A 15,471-nucleotide genomic window follows, 5' to 3' on the forward strand; every position below is an offset into this window, starting at 1 on the left:
ACCATGATGATGATTTTAGGAATGTTCGTTTTCAGCCTGCCGACGCTGGCCTATCACGAGCTGCAGCGGCAAACGGAGTGGAAGCACGCCAGCACGGCCCGCGTGGGCCTGCGCGATGCGCACCAGTATGTGGGGCCAGGTGACGACACCATCACCCTGTCGGGCTGGGTGGCGCCGGAACTGACCGGCTCCCTGTATTCGCTCGATGCGCTGCGCATGATGGCCGACACCGGTAAATCGTGGATATTGATCCAGGGCACGGGCCGCATTCTCGGCTCCTACCGCATCACCAGCATGACCGAGGGGCGCAGCATCCTGGACGGCAGCGGCGGCGCGCGCCGCGTCGAGTTCTCGATTGCGCTCAAGCGCGACGACGACGGCGTGCTGGCCATGCTTGGCCTGGGCGACATCGGCGACCTGAAAAACATGCTCAGCATCGACGGCATGACCAGCAGCATCGCGGGCGCGGCCAAGAATGCCGTGGGCAGCGTGGTCGGCAATGTGGTCGGCGGCATCACGTCGAAATACGGCGGCGTGGTCAGCGAGATGAAAGACAAGATCGGCGCCGGCATCAGCGGCGCCATCGGCAGCGCGGCGGACAAGTTCAAATGAGCGAGCATATCCCCGCCTTCCGCGTCACAATCGAGGACAAGGACATCACCGCCATCGTCTCGCCGCGCCTCATCAATCTGACCCTGACGCTGTGCCGTGGCGACGAGAGCGACCAGCTCGACCTGGCCCTGGACGACAGCGACGGCAAGCTGGCCCTGCCGCCGCGCGGCGCGCAGATCACCATAGCGCTGGGCTGGCAAGCGTCCGGCCTGGTGGATATGGGCAAGTTCACCGTCGACGAGGTGGAGCACAGCGGCGCGCCAGACACCATCACCCTGCGCGCCAGGTCGGCCAACCTGATCGATACCTTCAAGCAGCAGCAGGAACACAGCTTCCACAAGACAACCGTGGGCGCCATCATCGAGGCCATCGCCTTTCGCAACGAGCTGGCGTCGGGCGTGTCGGCGCGCCTGCGCGACACGGCCATCGAGCACATTGACCAGACCCACGAAAGCGATGCGGCCTTCCTGCGCCGGCTGGGCAAGAAATACGATGCCGTGGCCACCGTCAAGAATGACACTTTGCTCTTCATCCCCATCAACCAGAGCCGCACCGCCAGCGGCAAGGCGCTGCCCGTCATCCCCATCACGCGCGCCCTGGGCGACGGGCACCGCTACCACAGCGCCGAAAGCGACGCCTACACGGGCGTGCGCGCCTTCTGGCACGACGAGCGCTACGCGCGCCGCCGCAGCGTGGTGGCCGGCGTGCCCGGCAACAGCAAGCGCCTGCGCACCACCTTCGCCAACGAAACGGACGCGCGCGCGGCGGCCGTGGCCGAATGGCAGCGCATCCTGCGCGGCTTGGCCACCTTTGAAATGAGCCTGGCCTTGGGCAACCCGGCCGTGTTCCCGCAATCGCCCGTGACGGTGCAAGGCTTCAAGCCCGAGATCGACGCCACCGAATGGCTATCAGTCAAGGTCACGCACAGTTTGGGAGGCAACGGCTTTACCACGCGTGTGGAGTTCGAAACGAAAACGGAAGCGGTCGAGGCCGAGCGCGAGGAAGAGAAAGATCCGGACGAGGGCATAACGGGCGTGGTGGCGAAGTGGAGGGATGTGGCGGCGAAGAAGAAAAAGGCGGGACAGGAACAGGCCGGCGCCACGGGCCAGTTCAAGACGCTGGAGCATCTTTACAAGAGCAAGCAGGCTGCCAAGCGGGCGGCGCTGCATGCATGGAGGCATATCGAAGAAGTGCGCGATATTTTAAGAGAAAATACCGGATAACCTCATAGTCAGGGAAGCATACGCTCTTTGACGAAGAAATATTAGTCCTCGGATGCAAGTCACCTCGAAGAATATCTACTTTAATCACGACTTCCCCTTTACATCGGCACGCTAATATTAAAATTTCTTAGTCTATTTTCTAGGATGCAAAATAATCACATTTTGCCGTTTCAGATGAAAATGCATTCGGCGAATACAACCCATAGAACTTAATAAATCTTAAAGATGGACATTCAGAAAAATCAAGATTATCAAACAAAGCATATTTATCCGATAATACTCTAAATTTACTCCCCCTATCCGTCAGCCCATTGTAGTACTGATATACACCTTCGATCCATGACAACTGCGCACGAACTATTCCAACATAAAACCATTTTTGGTGAGAATTCAAAACGTTCTTTGGTTGATTATCTATCCAAGTTATTAGCCGATATAATGTCCTAAAAGAACCATCAAGTTGAAATGATGTCTTCCTATACAACCCCTCCCAATTTGCCAAAAGACTGTCATAAATAGCCTTATGGATTTCTGATGGCGCATCTTCATAATATAACTCGCTTAGTATCGCCGAACCCAAACCAGCATCAGTAAGAATCATCGATTGCCCGACCCGGAGAGTGTGCTCATTAAATCTATTATCATACCACTTCTTCATTGCCATAAGACCTGTACGTTCAGAAAGCACGCCATCGTGAGTCTCAAGCTGCAAAGCTGCTATTTGCTCTCTATACATCTTTAGCCATGAAAAAAAAGTTTGTTCAAAATTTTGCAAAGATAAAGTACTATTTTGCAATATCAATGCATCATTTGACTTCGCCAACTCATCTAAAGAAGCTCTAAGCTCTCTTCTCTGTATTCGAATAGAATGAAGTACCAAAAATACAGTAAGCATTCCGACAATTGGATTTATCACCCCTCCAAAGTAATCCCCAAAAGTTCCCCAGTGCCCATTGTCCGACGACAAACCAAGCGCTCCGAATTGCTTAAAATACAAACCAAGCAGAACTAGGGATATTACAACAACTAATATTGCTGCCCACTTAATTAAAATTAGTTGCTTTACGTCTTGATCCAATACTTTAGAATTGTCTGAACCGCCAACTTCAATTTTATCAATTTCCATTTAAATCAATCTTTAATTCAAATAATTTTAAATCACTGCAATTAATCACGACGCATACAGATGCGCGTTTAAGGGTCAGATCTGCCATTCCTACACAGGCCCAGCTATGCGAATCCTCAAGCTGAAGTCTTTGCGTAAGCTCAGCGTCTGTACGCATACGCAGCATAGTTAGTCGAGCCGTATTGACAATTAATAAATCATAGTCTACTGTGAGCTTAGACCCCAAGGCTGAGATCGCCAAATGCCAGACATGAACCCGCAACCTGCTTGCTCCGCCGCCTGCTTATTCATTTTTTCGACGGCAAATCGAGCCAATTAGCCGTCCATTTTTGCCAAGTCGAAAGTTCCGCAGTTTCAGCCGGATCTAATTTAAGCATTGCAATTTGATTTTCACAGAGTGTAAGAAGGTTGAACATTATCAACGGCTCTGTAGACTCTATAGTCATAATTCTACTCAACCACAAATCAAACTTTTTGCTTGTTAAATTATCCCAGCCGTCCGCAATAACCTCGGCCTCGATTAATGCAAACTTCTGAGCAAGTTCGGCATGAATTCTGGCTTTATCATTCCACGCAAAAACAAGTCCAGGCATAGTAGCCAGCGCTACCATGAGGCCAGCTATCGCTTTGGAATCGGCAGTAACTAACAGAGAGCTAAATGCAGCAGTTCCGGCTATAAGTGACCCTGCTTTCCCCCATCGATCCAATAAAGAGTAGAAGCGCTCACGTTTACGATGATAAAGTACACTCAGCTGTGTTCTATGTGTAATAAATCTACGGGTTTCCAAAAGCCATTGGCTCAAACCTTCATCATCATCTTCGTCATCAGTTAGTTCATCTGCAATGTCGGATGTAATTTCAGCAGCGATCTTTTGACTTTCATTTCCCTCTGATACCTCCGGCAGCTTAAGTGACATAGTCTCCATGCTTTCCTTAAAAAAAAGCGCTCTGTTACTAGCCGCACCAAAATTACTGAGCGATACATGGTAGACACCCAGTGACGGCGTGCTGGCCGAATCAATTGATGTCTTGATTATAGAGTTTGGATCCTGCCGCTGCAACTTTGTCAGCACCTGAAATTCGGTGCTCCACCCATCTATTGTGAGATTAACTATATTACATTGACGCGCCACTTCAATGACATTGCCGACGACTACTTGCGAAACATTTCCATAAAAATCTACAATTCCCTTGGAAGACATTTTTTCAGCGTCTCCAAAACTACTAGCTTGCACTATAAATCTAGCCTTTAAAATCACATCGATTCGCCATCAACCAGTAAGCAGTCCGCGTCTGCGGGATAATCTTTTTCCCGCGAATAATATACGAGGCCCGACCGCCGCTGATAGGACAAATCGCTTTCACAATTTGGTTTGGCTCGGTCAAGAAAATGTCAATCACCTCGTCGCCGGCAAGAAAATACGGAGGTTCATCTTCCCCCTTTGCAATATTACCAAACTTAACATATTGCACAGTCATGCCTAAATTCGGCAGGCGTTCACCGAGATTCTTGTAATTCAGAGTTTTATCCGTTACAGGAATCTTCGCCAGGAAAAAGCTAATTTTTTTTGGATCTTTTGTTGACTCGTCAGCATGAGCCGACGTAATAAAAGATACTGTCAATAATGCCGCCATCAATACGTTTTTCACTTCTTCTTACCACCCATATTGAACGTCTGTTTTCCGGTCACGTCGCCGGTTACTTGCTGGCTGACTTTGCCGTGGAAAACAACCGTAGGGGCACTGGCACCTGTCTCAGAATTCGATAGCGCCGCTTTAACCGCAGGGGATGCGCTCATACCATCAATCATTCCCAGTACCCCTGCCTTACCCCGAATATCTAAGCCACGATAGCCAGTCAGCAATTCCTTTTCATCCTGAGTAAGCGCCGCTGTCGCCTGATCCCCGGTAAGAATAAATTGAACATCAGCGCCAATCGTAGAGATTGCGCGCAAATAGACTGCATCGGGCGATCGCTCGTCCTGTTCATACGATATTTGAGTACGTTTTTTTACGCCGCCTGCCGCGCCGAACTCGTCTTGATTCATGCCTAAGCGCAAACGCTCGGCTTTTAGTGCTTCCCCAATGGTGCTCATATTTTCACTAAATCTCATTGACAAGTGCACATTCGTACACTATAGTTACGCCATCCTGTAGCGATTACACATCATAACATTATGAAAAACGTATCCAAAACCGGGCGCACTACCAAGGGCGTCACTTCGCAACCTCTGGGCGTCCGCCTGGCGCCTGATGAAGTGCTGGAAGTCGAAGCCTTTGCCGCCGCGCAACAACGTTCCCGCGCCTGGTTCCTCCGGTTCCTGATACTGCGCGGCCTGGCTGACTACAAGCGCGAAATCGCTTCCCAATTCACCCAATAAGGACAACGTCATGTACCCCGATGCAAAACGTATTCGCAAACATACAGTCGCGCTGCGCCTGGACGATTATGAGCACCAGCTCGTTTCCTCGATCGCCAACTACCAAGGCGAAGAGCTTGCGGTGCTGGTGCGCCAGATCGTCATGCGTGAAGCCCTTGCCGCTATTGCTGCAGACGACATCGACAGCGTACAGCGTCGCAGCGCTTAAACCGAGTCCCTGAATAGTAACTTTTGAGTAACTGAAAAGCTGCCGAACATGCCCGATCACGAAATTCATATCAATGACGAAGAACTCGCAGCGCTGGAAGTCGTTCGTCAAAGGCAAGGGCTGGCAAGTATCGAACAGGCAGCGGAATGGCTCGTCAAATCGCGCTTACGCAAGCAGTCGAAAAACATGACGGGTCGCGGTCGCGCCCTGTACCAAGTGGAAAGAAAGCTGAAATGAGAGTCATCGGCCTGCCCTGCCCGCATTGCGAATACACCGTCCGCGCCGTCAAGAGCCGCACGATGTCCGCCATGTTCAAGGAAATTACCTACATGTGCCAGAACCCCGAGTGCGGGCACTCCTTCGTGGCAGGCCTGGAAGTACTGCGCACCCTCTCGCTGTCCGCCATGCCCAAACCGGATATCCGCATCCCGATGTCCCAGCATGCGCGCACGGCGGCCACCAGCCAGCTAGCCCTGGACCTGACAGCGGGCTGCTGATGACTATCCCGATCCTCGCGCCGCCGTAGCCCGGCCGCCGTAACTCCCCTCTTTTGCTGTGCCCTGCTGCGCTCTCTTTTGAGCGGGCGGGATTCGTTCAACCTGAAATAAGGAAAACCGATGGAAAACACGCTGCACGCCACCAGTGATGCCGACAAATCTATGGCATCAAGCACGATCCGCCCGACCTTGCAAAATTGTATTGTCCCCGTGGCACCAACGTGTTTTCTGCTGCAAGCCAGTGCAGGCATCGGCATCGCGGCGCTGACCGCCCGCATCCATGAGATTGCCAAGACCTATCACGCCTACGGCGCGGCCAATCTCACCTTCATCGTCAGCGATGCGCAGACATTGGAGCGTGACGGCTTTTTCGCGCCAGCCAAGCAACGCGCCCTGGTCGGCAAGCTACCCATCGAAGTGAACTACATTTTCGCCACCGAAACGGGTTCCCGGCACTGCTGCGGCACATCGCACACGCTCCCGTACTGGGCAGAACAATTTCTCAAGCCAGGGGCACGCTGATGCTGCGCCTGGCCAAAGCCTGCGGCATCTGGCTGCTGTCGCTGCTGATCGTCATTACCCCCGGCGTGCTGCGGGCCATCGGCGCCATCAAGGACTGAACCATGCCGGCGTCCCTTATCGACAATCACCTGTCCTTTCAGCCTGCCGCCGAGATTCTGGCCGCACGCGACAAGGACATGCCGACGCCACCAGGCGCCGGGCATGCGCTGGCCGCCATCGCCGAAGCCAAGGCCCAGCTACGCAGCATCAAGCCGCGCAACCTGGCGCCCTTCATGGCCCAGGCCTGGGGATTGTCGCCGCGTGGCGCGCGCCGCTCTGTGTTGATCGCCGCTGGCATGGACGCCGACCGCTGGGAATCGCCCATCCACTCCTTTACCGAGGAAGAGCGCATCGAGCTGCGCGCCGCCACCTCTGCCGCTATCCGTGTGTACGAAAGACTGTTGAATGCAATCTAAACAAATCCTGCTGCCTGCCCCGCAGCGTCACGAAGCCTTCTTGCGATCCGCCCAGTTTGCTCCCGAGCTAGCCCGCATCCCGTTCAAGTGGCGCAACCGCGTCATCACGGCCGCCATGGCCAAAATGGTCTGGTCGTCCTGGTACAAGGTCTATGAATCCATCGCCACCAGCTTTGTGCGCGAGTTTGCCGAACAGTACGTGCCGGCCGGCGTCGACTTGTCGCAGAGCGATGCCGACATCGTGGCCACCGCTGAGCGCGCGGCGGCCGGCGTGACCAAAATGCTGTGGATGGCCGTGTCCGACACGCACGCCCTGCAGATCATGGAAGACGAATGCGCCTCGTATGGCATCGAGCTGCCCGAGTTCGACACGATGACCGACACCATCGCCCGCCTGGTGGACGCCCGCTGGTGGCGCCGCCAGTTGCGCAAGCGTGTCAAGCGCGCCTTTGAAGCGGGCAATATCCGCCTGGGCTATGTGAACTATCGCGGCGAACCCTACGCCAGCAACGACGCCGTGCTGTCGCGCCTGGCACAGAACCGCCGCAACGCGGCGGCACTGGCGGCCACGCTGGTGCAGAACGAGAACGGCCAGCAATTCAGCATCGCCGAGCTGGCCGAGAAAACCACCGCCAACAAAGCCATCCGGCGCGGCGAGCTGATGTTGCGCATCAACGGCTTTGAGCAGATCGCCCGCGAGTGCGGCGACCAGGGTATTTTCATCACCTGGACGTGCCCGTCACGGTTCCACGCCATGCAGCACAGCGGCAAGCCAAACGACAAGTTCGACGGCTCCACGCCGCGCGAGGCAAACGCCTACCTGGGCAAGATGACATCGCTGTGCCGCTCTGCGCTGGCGCGCCGGGGCATCGGCCTGTACGGCTTTCGCATCGCCGAGCCGCATCACGATGGCTGCCCGCATTGGCATCTGCTGCTGTTCGTGCGCCCGACTGCGAAATACAAGACGACCCACCTGCAGGACGTGGCCGCCCGCGCCATCCGCATCATGAAGCGCTACGCCTGGCGCGTGGACCGTGGCGAACCGGGCGCCTTCGCGCGCCGTCTGGACGTGAAACGCATCGACTGGGCCAAGGGTAGCGCCGCCGGCTACATCGCCAAGTACGTGGCCAAGAACATCGACGGCGTGGCCGAGCACAAGACGAAAGAAGGCTATGTCGTCACGGCCGACACCGAAGGCGATGTCGAGTTGACGCCATCGGCGCGCGTCGAGTCCTGGGCCGCGTGCTGGGGCATCCGCCAATTCCAGCAATGGGGCGGCGCGCCCGTCACCGTGTGGCGCGAACTGCGCCGCATCGAAGAAAGTATGCTCAACGAAGCCCCGGCCGCCATGCGCCGCGCCTGGGACGCCGTGCAAAAGATCGACGGCGAAAAACGCGCCTGCTGGGCCGAATACCTGCGCGCCCAGGGTGGTGCCCTGGTGCCGCGCAAGGAACTGGTCGTCACGCTGGCCAAGGACGAAAAGACCGTCATCGGCCGCTACGGCGAAACGCTGCGCACCACTCCCTACGGCGTGCGCTGCAGCGACCTCATCGGCGTGGTCTTCAAGTCCGTGCGCCATACGTGGACGCCGGTACAGGCCACAGGCGGGCGCGGGGTGGCTGTCGGGGTTGCCGTTCCTCGGACTCGTGTAAATAACTGTACGCACCCCGACCGCCCTGCCCCGGCCACGCCGCCGGCGGCACCCTTGCCGAACCTGTCGAATGAGGCAAAAACAGCATTGATTGCAGCCTGGGCAGCCGTCAACGCCTGCCCGTATCCCCGGCTGATCGTCCCCGACAACCCACCCCATGAAGGAAATGGCACATGAGCACCTTTGCCGTGACCGTTCGCACGCAAACCGAACGCTTTGAATTTTTTGAGGTTGCCGCATCCAGCGGCGACGTGATCGACGCCGCTATCGACCGCTACGGAGTGTGCGGCGTTACCGCCAAACTGAAAGGAGCACCGCAATGCTGACCACCCTGACCGATTCACCGCGGCAAATCGCCCTGGGCGACCGCGTGACATTCGATACCGATGAAGGCTACCAGGCCGGCACCGTCAACGACTTGCGCCGTGATGTGGGCAATGGCGAGCTGCATGCGTGGGTGGAGCTGGATCACCAGTGGGCGGGCATGTTCCGGGCCGTACCGCTGGGCGCGCTGCAGTCTGCAAGCGTTGCAGCGCCGTGTGCGGAACTCGCAAGATGAGGCTACCCCGGTGAGCGCTTTTTACAACGAAATTGACCCATACGCAGCCGCTTGGCTGCGCAACCTGATAAAGGCCGGCCACATAGCGCCGGGAATTGTTGATGAACGATCGATCGAAGATATTTGTCCCGACGAGCTCGTCGACTACACGCAATGCCACTTTTTCGCTGGCGTTGGAGTTTGGTCCTATGCTCTTCGTCGCGCAGGATGGGACGACGCGCGACCAGTCTGGACAGGCAGTTGCCCGTGCCAGCCTTTCAGCTCGGCAGGCAAAGGAACTGGGTTTGCTGACCAGCGGCACCTGTGGCCAGCCTTCCAGCACCTTATCAGCGAGTCGCGCCCTGCAGCAGTCTTTGGAGAACAGGTTGCAGGCAAGGACGTCGATGCTTGGATCGACCTTGTACAAGATGACTTGGAAGCCTTGGGTTACACCTTCGGGGCGGTCGCGTTCCCGTCTGCGAGCATCGGCGCGCCGCACATCCGCGACCGCACCTACTGGGTGGGTTACACCAACGACACGGGACCACAAGGATACGCCCGGCATGGTAGCCCAGCGAGACGGCAAGGACCGGGTCGACCAGCTACCGCGCCAGGCCTATCTGGCGGGCTGGCCAACGCCACAGGCAAGCGACTCGACGGGTGGAGGCCAGGCCTGCCGGGCAATGGGAGAGACACGGCACGGCTCCAATCTGAACGACTTTGCGATGCTGGCGATGGACTCCCCGGCCCGGTTAACGGCCTCTGGCGATCTGCTGACTGGCTTACATGCCGGGATGGAAGGTGGCGGCCAGTTGAACCCAGCACATTCCCGCTGGCTCATGGGGCTCCCGCCCGAGTGGGACGCCTGCGCGCCTACGGCAACGCGATCAACGCAGAGCAAGCGCGCATCTTTATCGAATCGGTAATGGAGACGACGTGACCCACAAGCTATCCAGTCAACAAATCGAACCACAAACTAAAAAGATGGACCAGTACACCGAATTTTGCCGACTGCGCGATTATCGCAAGCCAGGCGCTGAGGTGCCGCAATACACGGAGGCCGAAGCGTTTGCTTTGGCGGTACAAACCGATTCCGAGAATAGGAAAAAGAAATGCTTCGCTACATGACCATACCGAAGTTCTCTACCGAGTCGGGTTACACGCCCGACGCAATCAGAACAAAGATCCGGGACGGGATCTGGCCGAAAGATGCCGTCTGGATCAAGGCACCAGACAATCGAATTTTAATTGACGTGAAAGGGTATGAATCATGGGTAGAGACGGGCGAGGTGTTAAAGCTGCATCGGAAAGCAGCATCGAAATCACCTTCATGTATCGCGGCACCAGGTGCAGGGAAAGGATCGCGCTCAAGCCCACCTCCGCTAATCTGAAACGGGCCGAGAACCACCGGGCGGCGATCCTGCACGCTATCGCCACCAACAGCTTTGACTACACGGCCACCTTTCCGCAATCGTCCAATGCCGTCAAATTCGCTGACCAGGTGGGGGATGTCCAGACCATCGAGGCGTTCCTGGACAAGTGGCTGGACAGGCAGAAAAAGCACCTCAAGGCCAGCACATACAACGGCTATCGCAAGATAGTCGTTGGCCAGCTGATCCCCTGGTTCGGCACCATCATGCTGTCGGCACTGCGAAAGAAGGATGTACGGGCGAAGCTTGAACCCATGAACGCGACCAACAAGACCATGGCCAACATCCAGAGCGTGCTGCGCAAGGCACTGGACGATGCAATAGAGGACGAGCTGATCGAGGTCAATCCTCTCGCGCGCTGGTGCTATTCCAAGGTCGAGGCGCCGCAGTCGAAGGACGATATCGACCCGTTCACGAAGGAAGAGCAGGCGGCCATTTTCGCTCAGGCAACCGGACAGGGGCGCAACCTGTTGCAGTTTGCGTTCTGGACAGGCCTGCGCACGTCCGAACTGGTGGCACTGGATTGGGCCGATGTGGACTTCGTGCGCGGCGTCGTGTTGGTGACGCGTGCCCTCACGCAGCACTCCAAGGTGGCAGAGGGTACGAAAACGAACGCCGGCCGGCGCGAAGTCAAGCTGCTGGAGCGCGCCATGCACGCCTTGCAAGAGCAAAAGGCATTCACTTGGGCGAAAGGTGAGGAAGTGTTTCAAAATCCGCGCCTGGAACGGCGCTGGGAGGGGGATCAGCCGATCAGAAAGACTTTATGGACCGGCATCCTGCAACACGCTGGTGTGCGGTATCGCAACCCTTATCAGACGCGGCACACCTACGCCAGCATGATGCTCTCGGCCGGTGAACACCCTATGTGGGTAGCAAAACAGATGGGGCATGCTGACTGGACGATGATTGCCAGGGTTTACGGGCGTTGGATGCCGGATGCAGATCAAACGGCCGGATCAAAAGCAGAAATTGTGTTCGGTCTTTAAGAATTAAGTCTACCAGTTCAGAAAATTTCATGACCCGGCAATCGGGGCATGACTTTTCGTATTTCCAGTCGCAGGCTTATAAGGCGGCTTCGCATCGATGTGCAGCTCCTTCACCAGCGCTAGCGACAGTGGCTGACCGCTGGCGTTGAGCAAGATCGTCGCAGTCGATTCTTCTCGGATAGCAGGCAAGATCGAGGTCAATTCAATTTCCGATATCGACGTGATTTTCTTGTAGTTCAGAAGAAAATCGCGAAAGCTCTGCTGTTTTTCCAGCGGAAATGACACAGGGTATCTTTCTTTGCTCGTTTTCACACCCTGATTTTGGGAGTGCTTTTTTTTACCTTCTTTATTGAAATACGTGGCGACTACAGCGAGTTTTTCAAACAGTACGGTGTTGACCTCTTGATTCTTCGGCTTTGCCGGCCACATGACGTATACGAATTCTGTGTAGGCTTTTGGCCGGACCTGCTTTTGCAGATTGAGCAACCTGCTCAGTTGGTAATTCTCTGCCTCGTGGGCGAGATCGGCCTCCTCGGGCGCACCGTCTGCAAGTGCGCTCTCCAAGCGCATGGTCGCCGCATCCTCCCACCCGCCCGTCTCGTTCTCGCCGCTTGCTGCAGGGACGTCGCCCCGATCATCGCTGCCGCCGTCTTCGCGAGTTTCCTGCTTCTTTTGGGAAAATGCCTTGCGCCTGATGTTCACTGTCTTGGGGGCCGCCGCGGTGAGTCTCTTAGCTTGCGCCACGATCACGCGATAGACGGTGGCGCCCTCTTCATGGTCGACAAAGATAAGGCTGAAATCGGCACCCAACACGGTTTCTTCCTTATCGCTGTAGTGCTGATAGAGGATTCGCACGTCAGCCTCATCTTGCGGCCAGACCCAGAGGCGCGGCCACATTTCGCTGGCAGCGGCCAGTGAGGCGGCAAAGGCCGCGCTCACGGCCTCCTCGCCCATCCCGGAATAGAGAGCGCCCTCGTGCAGCAGGTAGAAAGTCTCGTCGATGATCACCTCGATCATTGGGGCCGGCGCGCCGGTTGTCTTCTCGACGGCTTCGTGCTTCTGGACGGCTTTTTTCTGACGGACGGCCGCGATCACTTGCTGAACGGCCTGGACGGCCTGTGTATACGGGGCGGTTTTCTCTGACATGGAGGATTTGTAGGAACCTTGCTTTCTGTTTGAGGGATTCATGTTTTTCTGGCTGCTGTGTCTACGGCGGTTGAGGGACAACGTTTCAGGCATGTTAGGAAAAACCCGTCATTCCGGTCGAGCTGTACGCTTGCCCCACAGCCCCTTAAAAATTCCCCAAACCTTATTCGTGAGTGTTCGCTGCTGGCAGATAGCTGCCTGTGCTGGTTGATTGTCTGCATTTTGCCAGCAAAACCTTCAAGATGCCTAAAAAATCTAAGTTTACGGTAGGTTCGATTCCCGCCGTCTCCACCACCGAATAAATAAAAAGGGCTTCCCCGTTTTGGCGGGGAGGCCCTTTTTATTTATTCCATGCATGCAGAACGCGGGCGTCGAATCCGCGTCCGGTACGGGCGCGGGGGTTGTGCGGGGCCTTCGGCGAGCGCAGCTCGGCGCCGCACAACCGGGTTGCGCTTGCAAGCGCAACCCTCTCCGATTCGTCTGGCTAGCTTTTGCGCCGCAGGCGGTTTTTCCTAACAACAACATCAACTGCTCAGGCCGTATACGAATGGCGGACCTGACCCTTGCCTACACTCCATACATGCGAAGCACGGGTATCCGGTACGGGCACGAGGGGCTTCAGCAAACGCAGATCAGCGCCAAAAAACCGAGTTGTACTTGCAAGCGCAACCTACTCCAATTCTTCTGGCTAGCTTTTGCGCCGCAGGCAGTTTCTACTAACTCCTGAGAAGTGAAAATTACTCAACAATCGAAAACTTGCTTCGTGCAATTTTTTCAAGGTGCGTCAAAAATTCGTGAGTGTCAAGAAAATAGTTCGGGTATGCACGCTTTAGAGATTCAATAGAGCCTGCAGCAACCAATACTACTTGTGTCCCGGTCAATTTAGCTTCTCGTTCAGCGCTGCTGTACTGCGTATTTGCCTCTTCTAGCTTATCCCTTGCAAACGAGGTGATTTTCACATTAGAGTCATCTCCCGTAAGTTGAAGTTCAACTAAGTAGTACGCGGCCCTTTTCTTTCCGGTAGTGGGAATTGCACGTACTGCACTACTAAATCGTTCGAGCTTTTCTCTCACTCCTAGACGCTCGGAGTCTTCTTTCGTCTTCCTATACGTTTCAGCCTTTGATAGGTGTTCATATCCTGGCACGAGTGGCATTTTCTCGGAATGGGCAAAAGCCGAAGATACAAGTGCAAAAAAATTTAGCCATTCATCCGGTCCTTCGCTCGACTTCAAAGAATGCCGAAGGAATGTCCCCATTGTTTCAACTGCCGTAGCCCATGCGTGCTGTAGCTTAGTTCGCATTTGAAGTTCAAGTTGAAGGCCATCATAAGGTGAGTCGTATCGTAGTTTATACCTATAAATAAGATGAACACTGCGATATCCAGATTCTTTTGGTTCTTTCACATAATCATATTCGGAAACTAATGTATGTGTAAAAATCGTAGTTTTATATTCTTGGTGGAGAATCTGAAGCTGCGGCAATGAATTTACAACGGCTCGCAATCCACCGATATCTTGCATCCGAGCCAAATTCATTCCTTTTATTCGTTGGAGTTTATTTATAATCGAAGGTGTTCTTTTAAGCCGTTGTGCAACAAGTGCATCAGGATCAATTTTTTTTAGTTTATTCCTTAAAGTTGCTTGAAACGTATTTATCGGGTAACCGTGACAAGCTCTCCAGTTCGTAAGAACAAGAAATGCATCATGCCAAGCCTCCATGTCAAAATCACCTTCACTCTCCTCGAAATTTACCAACGTATATCCTGCTCGCTGCACTTGCTTCCGTGAAAATTCTGGTATGGGAAAGCTCATAAAAATCCTTAGATCAATATATTTATTTACACAATACTACATCAAAATTTTACTTATGGAAAAAAATTTCCAAAAAAATATAATCCAACGCAAACAATGAGCCTGATAAAATCGCAGAGGTCACTCATATTCCAGTTTGGAAAAATTTTCTATCGTTACAACCAGTATGGGGCTCAATATATTTTCAATCTATGCATCCTGCGACAAGGTCAATTCCAGCAAAAATACAAACATATTTTGACAAAAATCAATTTTCGACAATCATCTCAACCACCCTGCCAACGCCCGTTATTTTTTACTTTAATTTCTCATATTGGAGGGAGTAACCCTACTCCAGTTTCTGATTTCTCATAGATTCAGATAAACAAATTAACTCATATCACTATCTATCTTTGCCTGCAATCGTTACCGGCCACCATGTAGTTAACTCAATTTACCACCAAAGCCCCGATCGCCCGCCGATACTTCGCTATCCTCTCCAGATCCTTCCGCGTCGGCGCCCCTATCCTCGACAAGTCGCTGTTCTCGGCCAGATCCGCCAGCTTGACGGCCTTGCCGACCGGGTCCAGGGCCGCGCGGGCGATGAAATCCTCGTACGATTCGCCCTCGACCTTGGTCACGGCGCGCACGGCGTCGATGACTTCTTGCGAGAATCCTTCGTGCGCCAGGTCGTCGAAGGTGATTTTTCCGCCGCTGTCTTCCACCACGTCATGCAGTACGGCGACAATTTGTTGGGCGCCGGGGGCGACGCGCAGCATCACGCGCAAGGGGTGCAGTATGTAGGGCGCGCCGCCCTTGTCCGTCTGGCCGGCATGGGTGGCGGCGGCGATTTCAATCGCGCGTTCCAGGGTGCCGCGTCTTGCGTGTTCACTCATGTTTACTCCT

At 54.7% G+C, this 15,471-nt stretch carries 21 protein-coding genes; 14 read left to right on the plus strand and 7 right to left on the minus strand.

The window, feature by feature from the left end; genetic code table 11:
• Positions 1 to 3 precede the first annotated feature (3 nt).
• Both IGS61_RS04560 and IGS61_RS04565 read left to right on the plus strand, forming a co-directional pair.
• Positions 4 to 612 carry a phage tail protein gene (locus IGS61_RS04560; RefSeq protein ID WP_230538525.1) on the plus strand — a complete coding sequence of 203 codons (609 nt, stop codon included), beginning with the start codon at positions 4 to 6 and terminating at the stop codon, positions 610 to 612.
• Entirely contained in the window at positions 609 to 1,835 is a 1,227-nt protein-coding gene (locus IGS61_RS04565; RefSeq protein ID WP_230538526.1) for a phage late control D family protein, read from the plus strand. The genes IGS61_RS04560 and IGS61_RS04565 overlap by 4 nt, the downstream gene beginning before the upstream one ends.
• Before the next feature lie 139 nt (positions 1,836 to 1,974).
• Here IGS61_RS04565 and IGS61_RS04570 read toward each other — a convergent pair whose 3' ends face one another.
• The 4 genes from IGS61_RS04570 to IGS61_RS04585 form a co-directional block, all read right to left on the minus strand.
• A complete protein-coding gene (locus tag IGS61_RS04570) occupies positions 1,975 to 2,961 on the minus strand; it encodes a putative phage abortive infection protein (protein WP_230538527.1) in 987 nt (328 codons plus the stop codon).
• A gap of 287 nt (positions 2,962 to 3,248) precedes the next feature.
• Positions 3,249 to 4,163 carry a hypothetical protein gene (locus tag IGS61_RS04575; protein WP_230538528.1) on the minus strand — a complete coding sequence of 305 codons (915 nt, stop codon included), beginning with the start codon at positions 4,161 to 4,163 and terminating at the stop codon, positions 3,249 to 3,251.
• Between the two features lie 40 nt (positions 4,164 to 4,203).
• Complete coding sequence (locus tag IGS61_RS04580; RefSeq protein WP_230538529.1) at positions 4,204 to 4,611, minus strand: hypothetical protein; 408 nt, start codon at positions 4,609 to 4,611, stop codon at positions 4,204 to 4,206.
• The gene (locus IGS61_RS04585; RefSeq protein WP_230538530.1) at positions 4,608 to 5,057 is read right to left on the minus strand and encodes a helix-turn-helix domain-containing protein; all 450 of its coding nucleotides are present in this window, start codon (positions 5,055 to 5,057) and stop codon (positions 4,608 to 4,610) included. The genes IGS61_RS04580 and IGS61_RS04585 overlap by 4 nt, the downstream gene beginning before the upstream one ends.
• 81 nt (positions 5,058 to 5,138) lie before the next feature.
• Here IGS61_RS04585 and IGS61_RS04590 point away from each other — a divergent pair, with 81 nt between their 5' ends.
• The 12 genes from IGS61_RS04590 to IGS61_RS04645 all read left to right on the plus strand — a co-directional run bounded on the left by IGS61_RS04590 (position 5,139) and on the right by IGS61_RS04645 (position 11,629).
• Entirely contained in the window at positions 5,139 to 5,342 is a 204-nt protein-coding gene (locus IGS61_RS04590) for a hypothetical protein (protein ID WP_230538531.1), read from the plus strand.
• Between the two features lie 10 nt (positions 5,343 to 5,352).
• A complete protein-coding gene (locus IGS61_RS04595; protein ID WP_230538532.1) occupies positions 5,353 to 5,550 on the plus strand; it encodes a hypothetical protein in 198 nt (65 codons plus the stop codon).
• A 48-nt stretch (positions 5,551 to 5,598) separates the two neighbouring features.
• Positions 5,599 to 5,787: a hypothetical protein gene (locus IGS61_RS04600; RefSeq protein ID WP_086138170.1), complete on the plus strand. Its 189-nt coding sequence runs from the start codon at positions 5,599 to 5,601 to the stop codon at positions 5,785 to 5,787.
• Positions 5,784 to 6,047, plus strand: a complete 264-nt coding sequence (locus IGS61_RS04605) for an ogr/Delta-like zinc finger family protein (RefSeq protein ID WP_070300963.1) — start codon at positions 5,784 to 5,786, stop codon at positions 6,045 to 6,047. The genes IGS61_RS04600 and IGS61_RS04605 overlap by 4 nt, the downstream gene beginning before the upstream one ends.
• A 120-nt stretch (positions 6,048 to 6,167) precedes the next feature.
• Positions 6,168 to 6,569 carry a hypothetical protein gene (locus IGS61_RS04610; RefSeq protein ID WP_230538533.1) on the plus strand — a complete coding sequence of 134 codons (402 nt, stop codon included), beginning with the start codon at positions 6,168 to 6,170 and terminating at the stop codon, positions 6,567 to 6,569.
• A gap of 101 nt (positions 6,570 to 6,670) precedes the next feature.
• Positions 6,671 to 7,024, plus strand: coding sequence for a hypothetical protein (locus tag IGS61_RS04615; protein ID WP_034745810.1), 354 nt, complete (start codon positions 6,671 to 6,673; stop codon positions 7,022 to 7,024).
• Complete coding sequence (locus IGS61_RS04620; protein ID WP_230538534.1) at positions 7,014 to 8,852, plus strand: replication endonuclease; 1,839 nt, start codon at positions 7,014 to 7,016, stop codon at positions 8,850 to 8,852. The genes IGS61_RS04615 and IGS61_RS04620 overlap by 11 nt, the downstream gene beginning before the upstream one ends.
• Positions 8,849 to 9,001, plus strand: coding sequence for a hypothetical protein (locus IGS61_RS04625; protein WP_230538535.1), 153 nt, complete (start codon positions 8,849 to 8,851; stop codon positions 8,999 to 9,001). The genes IGS61_RS04620 and IGS61_RS04625 overlap by 4 nt, the downstream gene beginning before the upstream one ends.
• A complete protein-coding gene (locus IGS61_RS04630) occupies positions 8,995 to 9,234 on the plus strand; it encodes a hypothetical protein (protein ID WP_230538536.1) in 240 nt (79 codons plus the stop codon). Before IGS61_RS04625 ends, IGS61_RS04630 begins: the two co-directional genes overlap by 7 nt.
• On the plus strand, positions 9,125 to 10,153 hold the full coding sequence (locus IGS61_RS04635; protein ID WP_230538537.1) for a DNA cytosine methyltransferase: 1,029 nt from the start codon (positions 9,125 to 9,127) through the stop codon (positions 10,151 to 10,153). The genes IGS61_RS04630 and IGS61_RS04635 overlap by 110 nt, the downstream gene beginning before the upstream one ends.
• A complete protein-coding gene (locus IGS61_RS04640; RefSeq protein ID WP_230538538.1) occupies positions 10,150 to 10,341 on the plus strand; it encodes a hypothetical protein in 192 nt (63 codons plus the stop codon). The genes IGS61_RS04635 and IGS61_RS04640 overlap by 4 nt, the downstream gene beginning before the upstream one ends.
• Positions 10,342 to 10,483: 142 nt before the next feature.
• Entirely contained in the window at positions 10,484 to 11,629 is a 1,146-nt protein-coding gene (locus tag IGS61_RS04645) for an Arm DNA-binding domain-containing protein (protein WP_230538539.1), read from the plus strand.
• Between the two features lie 27 nt (positions 11,630 to 11,656).
• Here IGS61_RS04645 and IGS61_RS04650 read toward each other — a convergent pair whose 3' ends face one another.
• The 3 genes from IGS61_RS04650 to IGS61_RS04660 all read right to left on the minus strand — a co-directional run bounded on the left by IGS61_RS04650 (position 11,657) and on the right by IGS61_RS04660 (position 15,461).
• Positions 11,657 to 12,817 (minus strand): hypothetical protein, encoded by a 1,161-nt coding sequence (locus tag IGS61_RS04650; RefSeq protein WP_230538540.1) that lies wholly within the window; start codon positions 12,815 to 12,817, stop codon positions 11,657 to 11,659.
• A 695-nt stretch (positions 12,818 to 13,512) separates the two neighbouring features.
• Positions 13,513 to 14,586 carry a RelA/SpoT domain-containing protein gene (locus IGS61_RS04655; protein ID WP_230538541.1) on the minus strand — a complete coding sequence of 358 codons (1,074 nt, stop codon included), beginning with the start codon at positions 14,584 to 14,586 and terminating at the stop codon, positions 13,513 to 13,515.
• A gap of 428 nt (positions 14,587 to 15,014) precedes the next feature.
• Positions 15,015 to 15,461 (minus strand): GTP pyrophosphokinase, encoded by a 447-nt coding sequence (locus tag IGS61_RS04660; RefSeq protein ID WP_230538542.1) that lies wholly within the window; start codon positions 15,459 to 15,461, stop codon positions 15,015 to 15,017.
• Between the last annotated feature and the right edge of the window lie 10 nt (positions 15,462 to 15,471).

Source organism: Janthinobacterium sp. FW305-129, from assembly GCF_020858115.1.
Lineage (GTDB): Bacteria > Pseudomonadota > Gammaproteobacteria > Burkholderiales > Burkholderiaceae_D > Janthinobacterium.

Excerpts from the sequence above, each read along its gene's own strand:
- IGS61_RS04560 (WP_230538525.1), top strand. The coding sequence starts at position 4 with ATGATGATGATTTTAGGAATGTTCGTTTTCAGCCTGCCGACGCTGGCC.
- IGS61_RS04565 (WP_230538526.1), top strand. The coding sequence starts at position 609 with ATGAGCGAGCATATCCCCGCCTTCCGCGTCACAATCGAGGACAAGGAC.
- IGS61_RS04570 (WP_230538527.1), bottom strand. The coding sequence starts at position 2,961 with ATGGAAATTGATAAAATTGAAGTTGGCGGTTCAGACAATTCTAAAGTA.
- IGS61_RS04575 (WP_230538528.1), bottom strand. The coding sequence starts at position 4,163 with ATGTCTTCCAAGGGAATTGTAGATTTTTATGGAAATGTTTCGCAAGTA.
- IGS61_RS04585 (WP_230538530.1), bottom strand. The coding sequence starts at position 5,057 with ATGAGCACCATTGGGGAAGCACTAAAAGCCGAGCGTTTGCGCTTAGGC.
- IGS61_RS04590 (WP_230538531.1), top strand. The coding sequence starts at position 5,139 with ATGAAAAACGTATCCAAAACCGGGCGCACTACCAAGGGCGTCACTTCG.
- IGS61_RS04595 (WP_230538532.1), top strand. The coding sequence starts at position 5,353 with ATGTACCCCGATGCAAAACGTATTCGCAAACATACAGTCGCGCTGCGC.
- IGS61_RS04600 (WP_086138170.1), top strand. The coding sequence starts at position 5,599 with ATGCCCGATCACGAAATTCATATCAATGACGAAGAACTCGCAGCGCTG.
- IGS61_RS04605 (WP_070300963.1), top strand. The coding sequence starts at position 5,784 with ATGAGAGTCATCGGCCTGCCCTGCCCGCATTGCGAATACACCGTCCGC.
- IGS61_RS04610 (WP_230538533.1), top strand. The coding sequence starts at position 6,168 with ATGGAAAACACGCTGCACGCCACCAGTGATGCCGACAAATCTATGGCA.
- IGS61_RS04615 (WP_034745810.1), top strand. The coding sequence starts at position 6,671 with ATGCCGGCGTCCCTTATCGACAATCACCTGTCCTTTCAGCCTGCCGCC.
- IGS61_RS04620 (WP_230538534.1), top strand. The coding sequence starts at position 7,014 with ATGCAATCTAAACAAATCCTGCTGCCTGCCCCGCAGCGTCACGAAGCC.
- IGS61_RS04625 (WP_230538535.1), top strand. The coding sequence starts at position 8,849 with ATGAGCACCTTTGCCGTGACCGTTCGCACGCAAACCGAACGCTTTGAA.
- IGS61_RS04630 (WP_230538536.1), top strand. The coding sequence starts at position 8,995 with ATGCTGACCACCCTGACCGATTCACCGCGGCAAATCGCCCTGGGCGAC.
- IGS61_RS04635 (WP_230538537.1), top strand. The coding sequence starts at position 9,125 with ATGCGTGGGTGGAGCTGGATCACCAGTGGGCGGGCATGTTCCGGGCCG.
- IGS61_RS04645 (WP_230538539.1), top strand. The coding sequence starts at position 10,484 with ATGGGTAGAGACGGGCGAGGTGTTAAAGCTGCATCGGAAAGCAGCATC.
- IGS61_RS04650 (WP_230538540.1), bottom strand. The coding sequence starts at position 12,817 with ATGAATCCCTCAAACAGAAAGCAAGGTTCCTACAAATCCTCCATGTCA.
- IGS61_RS04655 (WP_230538541.1), bottom strand. The coding sequence starts at position 14,586 with ATGAGCTTTCCCATACCAGAATTTTCACGGAAGCAAGTGCAGCGAGCA.
- IGS61_RS04660 (WP_230538542.1), bottom strand. The coding sequence starts at position 15,461 with ATGAGTGAACACGCAAGACGCGGCACCCTGGAACGCGCGATTGAAATC.